This is a genomic window from Streptococcus sp. 1171_SSPC (genome assembly GCF_001069335.1).
GTDB classification, from domain to species: domain Bacteria; phylum Bacillota; class Bacilli; order Lactobacillales; family Streptococcaceae; genus Streptococcus; species Streptococcus xiaochunlingii.
Genome location: NZ_JWAK01000039.1, coordinates 1 through 15,475 on the forward strand (window position 1 = coordinate 1; position 15,475 = coordinate 15,475).

General features: G+C 41.9%; 16 protein-coding genes. 15 read left to right on the forward strand and 1 reads right to left on the reverse strand.

Annotation, left to right across the window (positions count from 1 at the left end; all coding sequences use genetic code 11):
- Positions 1-32 precede the first annotated feature (32 nt).
- Positions 33-650 (forward strand): CPBP family intramembrane glutamic endopeptidase, encoded by a 618-nt coding sequence (locus ADF75_RS08130; RefSeq protein WP_048688579.1) that lies wholly within the window; start codon positions 33-35, stop codon positions 648-650.
- Positions 651-1,135: 485 nt separating this feature from the next.
- The gene (locus ADF75_RS08140) at positions 1,136-1,723 is read left to right on the forward strand and encodes an SMI1/KNR4 family protein (protein ID WP_048688586.1); all 588 of its coding nucleotides are present in this window, start codon (positions 1,136-1,138) and stop codon (positions 1,721-1,723) included.
- 298 nt (positions 1,724-2,021) lie between these two features.
- On the opposite strand, the gene ADF75_RS08145 is transcribed toward ADF75_RS08140, so the two are convergent.
- The gene (locus ADF75_RS08145) at positions 2,022-2,225 is read right to left on the reverse strand and encodes a CsbD family protein (RefSeq protein ID WP_048688589.1); all 204 of its coding nucleotides are present in this window, start codon (positions 2,223-2,225) and stop codon (positions 2,022-2,024) included.
- A 458-nt stretch (positions 2,226-2,683) separates the two neighbouring features.
- Between ADF75_RS08145 and ADF75_RS08150 the strand changes: the two genes are divergently transcribed.
- The 13 genes from ADF75_RS08150 to dnaJ all read left to right on the forward strand — a co-directional run bounded on the left by ADF75_RS08150 (position 2,684) and on the right by dnaJ (position 15,447).
- Positions 2,684-3,394: a CPBP family intramembrane glutamic endopeptidase gene (locus ADF75_RS08150; protein WP_048688597.1), complete on the forward strand. Its 711-nt coding sequence runs from the start codon at positions 2,684-2,686 to the stop codon at positions 3,392-3,394.
- Positions 3,395-3,558: 164 nt separating this feature from the next.
- Positions 3,559-4,155, forward strand: coding sequence for a rhomboid family intramembrane serine protease (locus ADF75_RS08155; RefSeq protein WP_048688599.1), 597 nt, complete (start codon positions 3,559-3,561; stop codon positions 4,153-4,155).
- A gap of 137 nt (positions 4,156-4,292) precedes the next feature.
- Positions 4,293-5,396, forward strand: coding sequence for a VanZ family protein (locus ADF75_RS08160; protein WP_048688602.1), 1,104 nt, complete (start codon positions 4,293-4,295; stop codon positions 5,394-5,396).
- Between the two features lie 141 nt (positions 5,397-5,537).
- Positions 5,538-5,804, forward strand: coding sequence for an ACT domain-containing protein (locus ADF75_RS08165; RefSeq protein WP_048789773.1), 267 nt, complete (start codon positions 5,538-5,540; stop codon positions 5,802-5,804).
- Positions 5,805-5,822: 18 nt separating this feature from the next.
- The gene (locus ADF75_RS08170) at positions 5,823-7,160 is read left to right on the forward strand and encodes a PFL family protein (RefSeq protein WP_048789774.1); all 1,338 of its coding nucleotides are present in this window, start codon (positions 5,823-5,825) and stop codon (positions 7,158-7,160) included.
- 133 nt (positions 7,161-7,293) lie between these two features.
- The gene (locus tag ADF75_RS08175; RefSeq protein ID WP_048789775.1) at positions 7,294-8,010 is read left to right on the forward strand and encodes a histidine phosphatase family protein; all 717 of its coding nucleotides are present in this window, start codon (positions 7,294-7,296) and stop codon (positions 8,008-8,010) included.
- Positions 8,011-8,051: 41 nt separating this feature from the next.
- Positions 8,052-8,750 carry a histidine phosphatase family protein gene (locus tag ADF75_RS08180; protein ID WP_048789776.1) on the forward strand — a complete coding sequence of 233 codons (699 nt, stop codon included), beginning with the start codon at positions 8,052-8,054 and terminating at the stop codon, positions 8,748-8,750.
- On the forward strand, positions 8,743-9,516 hold the full coding sequence (locus ADF75_RS08185) for a M15 family metallopeptidase (protein ID WP_048789777.1): 774 nt from the start codon (positions 8,743-8,745) through the stop codon (positions 9,514-9,516). Before ADF75_RS08180 ends, ADF75_RS08185 begins: the two co-directional genes overlap by 8 nt.
- A 166-nt stretch (positions 9,517-9,682) precedes the next feature.
- Entirely contained in the window at positions 9,683-10,717 is a 1,035-nt protein-coding gene (gene hrcA / locus ADF75_RS08190) for a heat-inducible transcriptional repressor HrcA (RefSeq protein WP_045759110.1), read from the forward strand.
- A gap of 24 nt (positions 10,718-10,741) precedes the next feature.
- Positions 10,742-11,266 (forward strand): nucleotide exchange factor GrpE, encoded by a 525-nt coding sequence (gene grpE, locus ADF75_RS08195; protein WP_325049894.1) that lies wholly within the window; start codon positions 10,742-10,744, stop codon positions 11,264-11,266.
- A gap of 223 nt (positions 11,267-11,489) precedes the next feature.
- Positions 11,490-13,313, forward strand: coding sequence for a molecular chaperone DnaK (gene dnaK / locus ADF75_RS08200; protein WP_048716323.1), 1,824 nt, complete (start codon positions 11,490-11,492; stop codon positions 13,311-13,313).
- Positions 13,314-13,511: 198 nt separating this feature from the next.
- Positions 13,512-14,144, forward strand: coding sequence for a DJ-1/PfpI family protein (locus ADF75_RS08205; protein WP_048789778.1), 633 nt, complete (start codon positions 13,512-13,514; stop codon positions 14,142-14,144).
- Positions 14,145-14,301: 157 nt separating this feature from the next.
- Complete coding sequence (gene dnaJ, locus ADF75_RS08210) at positions 14,302-15,447, forward strand: molecular chaperone DnaJ (RefSeq protein WP_048789779.1); 1,146 nt, start codon at positions 14,302-14,304, stop codon at positions 15,445-15,447.
- The last annotated feature ends 28 nt before the right edge of the window (positions 15,448-15,475 follow it).

Below are 15,475 nucleotides of genomic sequence, written 5' to 3' on the forward strand. Positions count from 1 at the left end.
TATTAATAATGGTTTATTGGAGGTAGTTAAAAATGAAAGAAAAATATAAAGTGACTGGGCAGTTATTTTTACTCTCAAATTTACCGTTTTGTTGTTTTATTTTGAAAGATATTTCATTAGTCTATGCTAGGTTGCTATTTGTACTTTTCTTGTTTTTTACATTATATTTCTCTTATCAAATAAGCATAAAACATAATGTCATTAATCGTATTCAGAAACTAGAGTGGAACAAAGTACTTTATTGTTTAGCATTCGTTGCTTTGATGAGACTTACAGTTCATTTGTATGTAAGCATTTTTGGAGATACCCAAAATGATGCGTTATTACAAATTTTAAAAGATATTATGGGCATAGAGTTATTCAATTTTTATGGAATTTTCGTAGGACCAGTTTTAGAGGAAATAACTTTTCATGGTGCAATAATGAATTATTGCTATAATATGAGCAGGAAAGGTTTCTTCATATCAAATATATTGTTTGGATTTGTGCATTGTATGAACGAACCTAGTATTGGAATTTTTATTAGATCGATTTTACTGTATAGTTTGTTAGGCTGTATAGTATCTTACATTTATTATAGAACTAAAAGGATAGAATACTCTGTACTAATTCACATGCTTGCTAATTTTTTGGCTGTAATAGATTTTTAATTATGTATTCTAATTGTTTTTATATTTGTAATTTTATGTAAGGTTTTGCTCAAGAGACCACTAATAAATATGACTGGAGTAATGTTGGCAGCTAAAGAAATGTTCTTCAAAATAGAAAATATCCTCCGTGAGCAAGGAGTACTTGAAAAGTTTGAAGAGGAAAATTGGGAAATACTTCCTGAATAATGAAGTTAAACTGACTAAACAGGATCTTATAGATGAAAATATCGAATTATTAGTAGTAGATGGTCAGTTAAAAGGAGTCGTGAAGGATGGCAAAGGCAGTCCGAATGCAGAAATTGTTTATAATGTTAACTTGAGTAAAGCGAACGGATGAAATGACTTTATCTGATCAAGAAATAAAAAAATCCAATTCCATACTAAAAATAATATTAGAAAAAGTAAAGATGCAAGTCTGTCAATATTTTGAACATATTTTGGGATGAAAATTCGAAGGGTAAGAGAAATCAAAAAAGGAGGTTCTTATGTGTATAGTTAACCAAGTTAGGAAAATAGCAACTTATATTTGTGAAGCTTTTGAAGACTGGGGTTTGGATGATCCTGTAGAGGAAGGATACCTGGAAGATTATCAGGAAATTTCTGGAGCATCTGAGGAGGAAATTCAGGAGTTTGAGAAGAGAATTGGAATTTCTCTCCCAAATGAGCTTAAGGAAGTCTATCGCTACAAAAACGGCAGTAAATTCTTAGCAGTCCTACCCTGTGTGATTGGCCAAAGAGAAATGGCTTTCTCTTTGATGAGCCTGCAAGAGATTGAGTCAATAAAAAAATTTTTTCAAAATAGGAATGCCCTGTTGACGGAATTTCCCGACTATTTTTCGAGCCAAGATGTTGAAGAGATGCGTGATAGTAGAGTTAAACCCTATCTTTTTAATAAAAAATGGCTTCCTTTTGCGGAATATTGCGATTCTTGTTATCTCATGCTCGATTTTGATCCAGACCAGGAGGGGCAAGAAGGGCAGATAATCTGTTACATTCATGACCCTGATGAAATTATCTATGTGGCAGAAAGTTTTACGGAGCTGATTGAAGGGATAATGGAAGTGATCGTATGAAAGAGGGCAGTATGTTGTCCCAAATGTTTCAGATTGGTTTGAGAGAATGAAGCAAAATAGTCGTGGGGACCTGCAATTACTTTGCTCTATTTCAGTAAAAGCCCGAAGTGGTGTTTGATTGAATGGCAACCACTGCACTCTAAACGTTCATTCAAAAGAATTACAATATTTACAAAGAGCACATTTCGAGGTGTTCTTTTTCCTACACCCAAATTAAATCAAAGATAAACAAAAACCACCCCATCTTCCCCAGTCAAATAGGACTGCAGAAAATAGGGTGGTTTTAGAACGTTAAAAATTAGTTATCGTCTTTGTGAAAGATGTTTTTCACACCGTTGATAGCTCCTTCAACAGCCTCTTTTGCATCTTCAGCAACTTCTTTAGCTTTTGATGCAACTTTTTCAGCAACGCCTTCAGCTTCTGTTTTTGTGTCGCCGGTTACTTTACCGAGACCTTCCTTAACAGAACCTTTAACTTGGTTTAATTTATCTTCTAATGACATAGCGCCACCTCCGTTAAGTAAATAGTTTTTTAATCTGAGTTCAAGACAGTTCATTTAAAAAATTAAAACTATTTAGTTCAGATTAATATAAGTATATACCCTCTGAAATGGAAAGTCAAATATTCGCTACGGTATTCTGAAAGTTGGAGTGAGTCCTTACGATATCGTGAAAAAGAGGGATGAACAAGTCACTGCCTTCTTTTCTAATTGAAGAACCATCAGTCTTCAGCTATTTCAAAACAAAATCGTCCAGATGATTAAGGGATAATATATTGTAGAATCGTCAGGCTAGAAAATCTAAACGGTTGTTTTCTCCTATCAAAGCGGAGTAAATAACAAAAGAAGATGCCACTTTCTGTTCAAAAAGGAACAATTGAGGGCTACCTTGTCTACAAGTTTTTCCATGTGTTATACTTGTATATAATTGAATGGAAGAATGATATTGGAGAAAAGATGATATGAAATATGCCAAACATGGAGTCGCTTTACTGTTCCTGTTATATCTATTTGTTTTTGGGATCGAAGGTCTTGGTATCTACCTAACTGAAGTTTTCAATGGTGATGTAAGTTTTCTTTATTTCATCTATTTGATTCTCTACTCTTTGCTTCTCATTGGCATTTTATTGTGGTTCAAAAGACAGAAGATAGTCGTCCGTTCAAATATACAGAAATGGAAGTGGCACTATCTGGGGTATTTTGCTCTGGTGCTCTTGTGGTTCTTTGTTGAAAGATGGGTGCTGCAAACTTTTCAGGATTCGCTGGTTCCTGTCGTTCATCAAACCAAATTGCCATCCTCTATTTATCTAAATGGCCCCGGTATTTCGGGTACTCTGTTTTTTGTCCTGGCAACCATTACTTCTCCTATGATAGAAGAAATCATTTTTAGAGGCTATCTGATGAATGTCTTCTTTAAAGAAAGTAAGTTTCATTTAGACGTTTTGCTTTCGGGCTTTCTCTTTGCGGCCTTTCATCTGATCCATCAATATCGGGATCCTGTAACCTTTTCTCTTTATTTCTGTTCAGGGCTCTTCTTCGCAGCTATCTACAAGAAACACAAAGATATCCGTTTACCAATTTTCTTACATGCCTTTAGCAATTTTCTCACTTTTTGGAAACCAATCTGGATATTCATCTTCAATTATATCTACTGGCATTTTCTTGTTAAATAACCTTGTCTCTGTGGCCGGGCGTGAAATGGGAGTTAGAGGTTGGAGTTGTTTAATGAAACTAGGATCACTTTTTAAAAGTGATCTTATTTTCGTTTAAGGGGTGGTATAATGAAAGTATACTCAAGGTGAGACAATTGATTTATTTACAGAAAAGAAGTTTTAAAATGAAAACGATGATAAAAACCTATCCTGTTATCAGTACGATAGCTCTAATCTGTTTGTTGCTCGGTTTATTGACTTCCTTTTATGGGAATGCTATGTATGACCTATTGGCTTTTCATTCGAAGCCGGTGTATGGTTGGCAATATGTCAGTGGGACCCTGATGCATGGCAGTAAAGGAGCTCCTGTCTGGTTTTTATGGGTTCATTTGATTTTAAACGGACTCATGATCCTTCCCTTCGGTGGACTGCTAGAAAGAAAAAGAGGCTCCATACAAGTCTTAATCGTTTTTGTGACGGCGACAGTCCTCTCTTCCATCGTTTTTCACTTCTTAACACGCGAGCAGGACATTCAGGCAACAGGGATCTCTGCCGTCGGCTATGCCTTTGTGACCGGAGGGATTATGCTCCTGCCAAACGTGTGGAAAGAATTATCACGCACCGTAAAATGGTTTTATCTATTCTTAATTTTTCTATCTGGTCTCATGCTCTTACCAGTAATCACCGGATGGATCTCAACGCTATTGCATCTTTCAGGGATTGTGAGTTATCTATTGGTCTTTATCGGAAGTAAAAGCTTGAAGGGGAGAGGTAGCAATTAAGCCGACTATTGAGCTAGGTTTTCATCCTGTTTCCTTGACTCTTCCTCTACCAGGCCGTATAATACTCTATATCAATGAAAAAATCACCTTTTGTCATTGTGCAAAGGGTGTTTTTATAACGGTAAATGGGAGACACAATGGGATACATTTCTACAATCAAAACAGCTGTTCAGCTCTTTCCTTTCCTGGCCTTTTTGCTGACCTTGCCCTACATGATTTTGAATTATCGAAAATATGGCTCGGTCAATAAATTGCGGGTGCTGATTTTCTATTCTTTTATGCTTTACTTGATGACGGTCTATCTCTTGGTAGTCTTGCCTCTGCCAGATCCGAGTAAGATCCATACTAGCTACTCGGAAATGGTCAATCTCCATCCCTTTGCTTTTGTGGTGGATTTTTTCAAGGAGAGCCCCTTTGATCTAGCGCAGACTGGTACTTGGCTTCAGGCTATCAAGCATCCAACTTTTTATGTACCAGCTTTTAATGTCCTAATGTTGATTCCTTTTGGGATGTATCTACGTTATTATTTCAAGTGTGGTTTTAAGAAAACGATTCTCCTAACAGCCCTCTTTAGTCTCTTTTTGGAGCTGACCCAGTTATCAGGTCTCTACTTTCTGTATCCGGGCCCTTACCGCCTAGCAGATGTCGATGATATTATTCAAAATACCACTGGTGGTGGAGTGGGCTACTTGCTTGGTTGGTTCCTGGTTTGGTTATTGCCAACACGAGATGAGATTGACGAGCATTCTTTCCGAGTAGGGACGAAAGTATCTGGTTTCCGGATGGGTCTTGCTTTCTTGATTGACTTTGTGATGCTATCCTTGCTTTATGCGGTAATCGAGCGTTTAGAGATGATTCCCTATGTAGCGGTTTTGGTGCTTTACTTTAGTTTGCTTCCCTTGTGGCGGGGCAAAACCTTGGGAATGGCTTTGGTAAAATTCCGCTTGCGTTTTGACAAGCAAAAATGGCTTCGTACCATCTGGCGAGGAATCCTAGTGGTAGGCTATTTCTACTGGATTCCCCAAGGGTTGTTCTATTTGATCTCGCTTTTGAATCAGGATTTGACGGACAATTCCCTTTTGACTCTATCTATGATTTTATTACTCTTCTTTGTGCTCTTATTGTACCTGATCCTCACCCTTGCCATCATCTTGCTCAGTCGTCGCTTTCCCTTTGACCGTCTAGCTGGAGCCGAGTATGAGAGTACCGTGCGCGTGAAGGAAGGGATCCTAAAAGATTGAATAGTCGATAGAGAGGTTGGATGTAGATCCAGCCTTTATTTTTTATACACGCGGAAAATATCCAAACGTTCCCAGTTGAGAAGGGCGATTTTAAGGGGAATATGCTACAATGGAAGCAAATAGATAGAATGGAGCAGTGACATGAAAGCAATTATTACAGTCGTTGGTAAAGACCAAAAAGGAATCGTAGCGGGTGTTGCAACGAAAGTGGTAGAATTAGGACTCAATATCGATGATATCTCTCAAACGGTATTGGATGAATACTTTACCATGATGGCAGTTGTATCGTCAGATGAGAAAAAAGATTTCACACAGCTCCGTTCAGAGTTAGAAGAATTCGGTCAGTCTCTGCATGTGAAAATCAATATCCAAAGTGCAGCGATTTTTGATGCTATGCACAATTTGTAAGATAGGGGTTGAGAATTTATGGACATTAGACAGGTAACAGAAACCATTGCCATGATTGAGGAGCAGAACTTCGATGTTCGGACCATCACCATGGGGATCTCCCTTCTAGATTGTATTGATCCGGATATCGATAAGGCAGCGGAAAAAGTCTACAATAAGATTGTGACAAAGGCCAAGGACTTAGTGGCTGTTGGGGATGAGATTGCGGCGGAACTCGGCATTCCCATTGTGAACAAGCGGGTTTCGGTCACTCCGATTTCCATTATCGGAGCAGCAACCAGCGCGACAGACTATGTACCCTTTGCCAAGGCGCTGGATCGTGCGGCGAAGGAAGTTGGGGTTAACTTTATCGGTGGCTTCTCAGCTCTTGTTCAAAAAGGCTACCAAAAAGGGGATGAGATCCTCATTAATTCCATTCCTCGTGCCCTTGCGGAGACAGATTTTGTCTGCTCTTCAGTCAATATTGGATCGACTAAGACAGGGATCAATATGACCGCTGTCCGAGACATGGGGCGCATCATTAAAGAAGCTTCCCAAGCAGATCCAATGGGACCAGGTAAACTCGTTGTCTTTGCTAATGCGGTAGAAGATAATCCCTTTATGGCGGGAGCCTTCCACGGTGTCGGTGAAGCAGATGTCGTCATCAACGTTGGGGTTTCAGGACCTGGTGTCGTCCAACGGGCCATCGAAAAAGTTCCCGGAGCAAGCTTTGATGTATTGGCTGAAACAGTCAAGAAGACAGCCTTCAAGATTACCCGTGTCGGCCAATTGGTAGGTCAAATGGCTAGTGAACGTCTCGGTGTTGAGTTTGGAATTGTCGACTTGTCTCTTGCTCCAACACCAGCAGTTGGGGATTCGGTTGCCCGTGTCCTTGAGGCCATGGGGCTTGAAGTAGTTGGAACCCACGGGACAACAGCAGCGCTGGCTCTGCTTAATGACCAAGTGAAAAAAGGTGGCATTATGGCTTGTAACCAAGTCGGTGGTTTGTCAGGTGCCTTCATTCCGGTTTCAGAAGATGAAGGGATGATTGCGGCGGTCCAATCAGGTCATATCAACTTGGAAAAATTGGAAGCCATGACAGCTATCTGTTCCGTCGGTTTGGATATGATTGCCATCCCAGCTGATACTCCAGATACAACCATTGCGGCCATGATTGCCGACGAAGCAGCTATCGGGGTGATCAACCAAAAGACCACAGCAGTTCGGATCATTCCTTATGGAAAAGAAGGCGATATGTTAGAGCTTGGAGGACTTCTTGGGTCTGCTCCGGTGATGAAGGTCAACAAAGCTTCGTCAGCTGATTTCATTGCCCGTGGTGGCCAAATTCCAGCCCCAGTTCATAGTTTTAAAAATTAAAAAATGGCCCTGGAGCAGGATTTTTGCTCAGGGCTTTTAATGTTGGCTGAGGAAGTGAAAGTGAATCGAGAGGTCATCGCTGCCAGTTTCCTTATAAAAAATGATATAATAGAAGGACATAAAAGGAGATCACATGGCGAAAACAAGATTGTTTATTATTCGGCATGGAAAAACCATGTTTAATACGATAGGTCGTGCCCAAGGTTGGTCGGATACGCCTTTAACTGTTCAAGGAGAAGAAGGCATCCGTGAATTGGGGGTTGGTTTGAGAGAATCTGGTTTGGACTTTGTCCGTGCTGTTTCCAGCGATTCAGGTCGTGCTATTCAAACCATGGGAATTGTTTTAGACGAGCTTGGGCTCACAGATCAGATTCCTTATACTTTCAACAAAAAGATCCGGGAATGGTGTTTTGGAAGTTTTGATGGTGCCTACGGAGGGGAACTTTTCCGTGGAGTCGTTCCTCGGGTTTTAGATATTGAAGACTACAAGAAACTCAGCCTGGAAGAGCTGGCGAATGGGATTTACCAAGTAGATACAGCCGGCTGGGCTGAACCATGGGATGTGTTGAAAAAACGGATTGTAGATGGCTTTGAGGAGATTGCCAAGGAAGTTGAAGCCAAGGGTGGTGGAAATGCCTTGGTTGTTAGTCACAGCATGACCATTGGTTCCTTTGTGTGTATTTTGAATCCAGAGATTGAGCTGGATCCAAGGGTTGAAAATGGTAGTGTCACCTTGGTAGAATACGAAAATGGACAATTTTCAATCCAGACCATCGGAGATGAGTCATACCGCAAGCTGGGTGCTAACTGGTTAGCAGCCCACTCAGAAGAACTTGATGTAAAAAAATAAGATACTATATATAAGAAGAAAACAATTGCAGGAGGATAAAAATGGCAAAGACAAAATTGTATATTGCCCGTCATGGAAAAACCATGTTTAATACCATTGGTCGCGCCCAAGGTTGGTCTGATAGTCCCTTGACGGAAGCTGGGGAACGAGGGATTCACGAATTGGGGATTGGTCTACGTGAAGCCGGGATTCATTTCCAACAAGCCGTGTCCAGCGACTCCGGTCGAACCATTCAAACCATGGGGATTGTGCTAGAAGAATTAGGGTTAACGGGTAAGATTCCTTACCGTTATGATAAGCGCATCCGCGAATGGTGCTTTGGAAGTTTTGATGGAGCCTATGACGGGGAACTCTTTTTGGGCGTTTTGCCACGTGTCTTTCGGGTTGATGACTTCCATCATTTGAGCTTGATGGAGTTGGCAGAAGGGATTGTCGAAGTGGACACAGCCGGCTGGGCAGAGTCCTGGGAAACCCTTCGTGACCGCATCTTGGATGGCTTTACGGCAATTGCTAAGGATGTCGAGTCTAAGGGTGGCGGGAATGCCATCGTGGTCAGTCATGGGATGACCATCAGTACCTTGATTTACCTGATTGATCCAAAAGCCTTTAAAGAATTGGTCTTGGACAATGGTAGTGTGACTGTTATTGAGTATGAAGATGGCCAATTTAAACTAGAAGCAGTTGGAGATCTGTCATACCGCCAGGTTGGAGCGAAATGGTTAGAGGGAGATCATGACTAAATATAAACTTGCCAAGAAAAGAGAAAAGAAAGTTAGCTGGATCGTGCTCTGCTGTATAGGCCTCTGTCTAATCGGAGCAGGAGTGGGTATTTTCTATTTGAAACCTCAATGGCTTCCTCTGGACTTTGCTGAAGATCAAAAAGTAGAAACGACTACTCCAAAAAAGGTTGAGAAAAAGGAAGAAAAACCTAAGACAGACCTCCCGCAAGTTTCTAGCAAGGATTGGAATCTAGTCCTGGTCAATCGGGACAACAAGTTGGCTGAGTTGAATCCTCAGTTAGTCGACGTTGAAGAAATTAAGGTGGATAGTCGGATCGCAGAACAAACCAAACAGTTTCTAGCGGCGGCAAGGGCAGTTGCTCCTGAGGAGTCCTTGATTTCCGGTTATCGAAGTGTGGAGGAGCAAACAGAGCTTTACAATGAGCGGGTAGCACAGTTGGAAGCTACTGGTCTTTCTCATGAAGAAGCAGAACGTCAGGCACAAGCTCAGGTACAGGTTCCAGGAGCTAGTGAGCACCAGACGGGACTTGCAATTGATATGAGTGCCCCAAATGGGCTGTCCGAAGAGGTAGTACAACAAATTATTGCCTTGGCGCCACAATATGGGTTTGTTCTCCGTTATCCAGAAGGGAAAAACGCGATCACGGGTGTAGACTATGAAAACTGGCACTTCCGCTACGTCGGTGTAGAAAATGCCCAGTATATGGTCAAGCACCAACTGGTCTTAGAAGAATATATTCAAAAGCTGAAAGAAGCAGGTTTATAGTTTTTTTGGCCTAGTATCGGTCTTAAGAATGATTTTTAGCACTCTTGAAAAAAGAGTGCTAATTTTTTGGATTTTTTTCTTGACTTTCTTTTGAGAGGGTGTATAATAGAATCATGGTTTAGCACTTGAGTGTTTAGAGTGCTAAAAACGAAAGAGAGGTGAGGTCATGGTTACAGAACGTCAAAATGAGATTCTCAATCTTGTCGTCGATATCTTTACCAAGACCCACGAACCGGTCGGTTCAAAAGCGCTACAAGATGTCATTCAATCCAGTAGTGCGACCATCCGAAACGATATGGCTGCCCTCGAAAAGCAAGGGTTGCTAGAGAAAGCCCATACTTCGAGTGGCCGAATGCCTAGCCGAGCTGGTTTCCAATATTTCGTTCAGAACTCGCTCGATCTAGAGTTGATTGATGAACAAGATGTCTACCAGGTGGTGAAAGCCTTTGATTTCGAAGCCTTTAAGTTAGACGATATCTTGGATGCTACGGCCAAGTTATTAGCCCAGATGACGGGCTACACCGCAGTGATTCAGGATGTGGAGCCGACACGGCAGCGCTTGACGGGTTTTGAGATTGTTCCATTATCCAACCACGATGCCTTAGCGGTATTGACCTTGGATGAATCAAAGCCTGTCACCGTACAATTTGCCATTCCAAAGAATTTCTTAACCAGTGACTTGGAAATCTTCCATCAGCTAGTTCAAGAACGTTTCATTGGAAATACGGTCTTGGATATCCACTACCGCTTGCGGACAGAGATTCCACAGATTGTACAGCGCTATTTCAAGACGACAGACAATGTCTTGGATCTATTCGATTACGTCTTCTCGCAACTGTTTCAAGAACTGGTCTTTGTAGAAGGAAAGGTTTCATCTTTGAGTTATGCCGACCTTCAGACTTATCAGTTCTTAGATAATCCCCAACACGTAGCCTTGGAGTTACGAGGAGGAATGCCGGAAGACCAAATGACCCAGATCCTGGTTGCGGAATCCCAAGAGAAGGCCTTAAAAAATGTGACGGTCATTAGTCACAAGTTCTTAGTTCCTTATCGTGGGATGGCCCTCATGCATGTGATTGGTCCCGTAGAGATGGACTACAGGCGTGTGATAAGCCTGGTCAATGTTATCGGCCGAGTACTGGTCATGAAGTTGACGGATTATTACCGTTACCTCAACAGCAACCATTATGAAGTAAATTAAGACCAAATGAAAGGGGTGTATGCCTTGACAGAAGATATCAAAAAAGAAGACGTGAAAGAAGAGGAAGTTGCCGAGACAACTGAAGAAGTTGTTGAGGAAAGCAACCAACCTTCTGAGTTAGAAGAAGCACAAGCGCGTGCCGAGGAATTTGAAAACAAATACCTTCGTGCTCATGCAGAGATGCAAAACATTCAGCGCCGTGCCAATGAAGAACGTCAACAATTACAAAAATACCGTAGCCAAGATTTGGCAAAAGCGATCTTACCATCACTGGACAACCTCGAACGTGCCCTTGCCGTCGAAGGATTGACAGATGATGTGAAGAAGGGCTTGGAAATGGTACAAGAAAGCTTGATTCACGCCCTGAAAGAAGAAGGGATTGAAGAAATCGCAGCGGACGGAGAATTTGACCATAACTATCATATGGCTATTCAAACAGTCCCAGCTGATGACGAACATCCAGCAGACACTATCGCACAAGTCTTCCAAAAAGGCTACAAACTCCATGACCGCATCCTAAGACCGGCTATGGTAGTTGTCTACAACTAGGATACAAAGCCCGTAAAAAGCTCACAGTAAAAATAGGAGATTGACGAAGTGTTCGATGAACACAAGGAAATCTATCTTTTTTACCCAGAGCTTAGGGCGTGTTCAACTAGGCTACCTTGTCCGAAACGACACTAAACTATGAAAGAAAGATAAAACACAAGCCGGAGGCTTGCAAGGAAAATATCAAAAAGAAAAAAGAAGATAAATTTAAGGAGAAAAACATATGTCTAAAATTATCGGTATTGACTTAGGTACAACAAACTCAGCAGTAGCAGTTCTTGAAGGAACTGAATCAAAAATCATCGCGAACCCAGAAGGAAATCGCACAACTCCATCTGTAGTGTCATTCAAAAACGGTGAAATCATCGTTGGTGACGCTGCAAAACGTCAAGCAGTGACAAACCCAGATACAGTCATCTCTATCAAATCTAAGATGGGGACTTCTGAAAAGGTTTCTGCTAACGGGAAAGAATACACTCCACAAGAAATCTCAGCAATGATCCTTCAATACTTGAAAGGTTACGCTGAAGAATACCTTGGTGAAAAAGTAACGAAGGCTGTTATTACAGTTCCAGCTTACTTTAACGATGCTCAACGTCAAGCAACTAAAGACGCTGGTAAAATCGCTGGTCTTGAAGTAGAACGTATCGTCAACGAACCAACTGCAGCAGCCCTTGCTTACGGTTTGGACAAGACAGATAAAGAAGAAAAAATCTTAGTATTCGACCTTGGTGGTGGTACATTTGACGTATCTATCCTTGAATTAGGCGACGGTGTCTTTGATGTATTGGCAACTGCAGGGGATAACAAACTCGGTGGTGACGACTTTGACCAAAAAATCATCGACCACTTGGTTGCAGAATTCAAGAAAGAAAACGGCATTGACTTGTCAACAGACAAGATGGCCCTTCAACGTTTGAAAGATGCAGCTGAAAAAGCGAAGAAAGACCTTTCTGGTGTAACTTCAACACAAATCAGCTTGCCATTCATCACTGCTGGTGAAGCTGGGCCTCTTCACTTGGAAATGACTTTGACTCGTGCCAAATTTGACGATTTGACTCGTGACCTTGTAGAACGTACTAAAGTTCCAGTTCGTCAAGCTCTTTCTGATGCAGGCTTGAGCTTGTCAGAAATCGACGAAGTGATCCTTGTTGGTGGTTCAACTCGTATCCCAGCCGTTGTAGAAGCTGTTAAGGCTGAAACTGGTAAAGAACCAAACAAATCAGTGAACCCTGACGAAGTAGTTGCGATGGGTGCTGCGATCCAAGGTGGTGTGATCACTGGTGATGTGAAAGACGTTGTCCTTCTTGACGTAACACCATTGTCACTTGGTATCGAAACAATGGGTGGAGTCTTCACAAAACTCATCGACCGCAACACAACTATTCCAACATCTAAATCACAAGTCTTCTCAACTGCAGCAGACAACCAACCAGCCGTTGATATCCACGTTCTTCAAGGTGAACGCCCAATGGCAGCAGATAACAAGACTCTTGGACGTTTCCAATTGACAGATATCCCAGCTGCACCTCGTGGTATCCCACAAATCGAAGTAACATTCGACATCGATAAAAACGGTATCGTATCTGTTAAAGCGAAAGATCTTGGAACTCAAAAAGAACAAACAATCGTTATCCAATCAAACTCAGGTTTGACAGACGAAGAAATCGACCGCATGATGAAAGATGCAGAAGCTAACGCTGAAGCAGATAAGAAACGTAAAGAAGAAGTTGACCTTCGTAACGAAGTAGACCAAGCTATCTTTGCGACTGAAAAGACAATCAAAGAAACTGAAGGCAAAGGCTTCGATGCAGAACGTGATGCTGCACAAGCTGCCCTTGATGAGCTTAAGAAGGCCCAAGAAGATAACAACTTGGACGAAATGAAAGCAAAACTTGAAGCCTTGAACGAAAAAGCTCAAGGACTTGCTGTGAAACTCTACGAACAAGCCGCAGCAGCACAACAAGCTCAAGCAGGAGCAGAAGGCGCACAAGCAACAGGAAACGCAGGCGATGACGTCGTAGACGGAGAGTTTACGGAGAAATAAAATAGTCCAGTGGACTATTTTATCCCGAGCTTGAAAATTTGGGAGCGAGGCGTTAAGAATGACTAATCACTAAAGTGATTGCCATTCTACGGCAATCGCTATGGCGACTTGCCTAAACGCCTAACTAGTAAATGATAAAAAGAAATCCAGAGGTTGCAACCCAGCCTCTGTTTTTCGGTAAAATAGAGGATGTTGCGTATGAAAAAAGTACTTTGTATCATTTATCCTAATTTTTCTCTTTATGAGATAACCGCTTTAACGAGTACTTTAGCTCTGTCTTTTGATATTACGATTGATTATGCCGCTTCAGATCATTCGATAGTGGTCTCTGAGGATGGCTTGCCCTGTCAACCAACGAAAACACTAGATCAAATCTGTATAGAAGAGTATTCTTGTGTGATTTTGCCAGGAATGGTAAACATAGGACCTGCTCTACAGGATGAGAAATTGATTTCGTTTTTGAGGGACCTTGGTGAGCAAGATATCCTAATTGCATCCATTTCTTCAGCGCCTCTTTTATTAGTGAAAGCAGGTTTGCTGAACGATACGAAATTTACAGGTGGAATTTGGCAAAACTTCTTTGATTATTTTGAATTTCTTCCACGTGAGAATTTCCAACCGAAAGTGGTTGTGCAAGATAAACAAATCATTACGGCTATCGGTTTTGCCCATCAAGAGTTTGCAAGAAAAGTGATTCTAAGCTTAGGATTGGCAGAGAATACGGACAACTATTTTAAAGAAAAGAACGAGTGTGCTGAAGAGGATTTGATATTTACTCTATCAGACCAAGAGTTTGATCAAGTGAAGCAAAGTATAGAAAACATCCTCTAAAGATGTACATGAAAATTATAGAAAGGAACAAAGGTGTTCGCAACTGAACACGGGCTACGGACGGTGCCAAAAAGATAGTTTTTTCTAGGACGCGAGCGTCCGTCGTCAAAACTCCTATTTTGGCTGTGTCCGTTTAACGCCCTTTGTATCTTGAATTATGAACAATACTGAATTTTATGACCGTTTGGGCGTTTCAAAGAATGCATCTCAAGATGAGATCAAGAAAGCCTATCGGAAATTATCTAAAAAATATCACCCAGATATCAACAAGGAGCCTGGTGCTGAGGAAAAGTACAAGGAAGTTCAAGAAGCTTATGAGACTTTGAGCGACGAACAAAAACGGGCAGCTTATGACCAATACGGTGCTGCAGGAGCCAACGGTGGTTTTGGTGGCTTCGGTGGCGGAGCTGGTGGCTTCGGTGGTTTTGATGGCACTGGCTTTGGTGGTTTTGAGGACATTTTCTCAAGCTTCTTTGGAGGTGGCGGTGCAAGTCGTAATCCAAATGCTCCACGTCAGGGAGATGATCTTCAGTACCGCGTAAACCTCAAGTTTGAAGAAGCCATCTTTGGAATTGAGAAGGAAGTCAAGTACCATCGGGAAGCCAGCTGTCGGACATGTGATGGAACTGGTGCTAAGCCAGGAACAAGTCCAGTAACTTGTGGACGCTGTCATGGTTCTGGGGTTATCAATGTGGATACGCAAACCCCACTTGGGATGATGCGCCGTCAAATCACCTGTGATGTCTGTCATGGACGCGGTAAAGAAATTAAAGATCCTTGTACAACCTGTCATGGGACTGGTCACGAGAAGCAAGCCCACAGTGTCAATGTGAAAATCCCTGCTGGGGTCGAAACTGGCCAACAAATCCGCCTCTCTGGTCAAGGAGAAGCTGGCTTTAATGGAGGGCCATACGGAGATCTCTATGTGGTAGTCAACGTTGAGCCGAGCGATAAATTTGAGCGTGATGGATCAACCATTTACTATAAATTGAACTTGAACGTTGTTCAGGCTGCTCTTGGGGATACGGTCCATGTTCCAACGGTTCACGGCGATGTTGACTTGGTCATTCCTGAAGGAACTCAGACCGGTAAGAAATTCCGCCTCCGTGGTAAAGGAGCACCAAGCTTGCGTGGTGGCTCTGTAGGAGATCAATATGTATCTGTTAATGTGGTGACACCAACAGGTCTAAATGACAAGCAAAAAGAAGCCCTTCGTGCATTTGCGGAAGCTGGTGATATCAAGGTGAATCCAAAGAAAAAAGGCTTCTTTGACAAGATGAAAGATGCCTTGGATGATTTATAAAAAAAAAGAAGATTTGGTTTTTCCAATC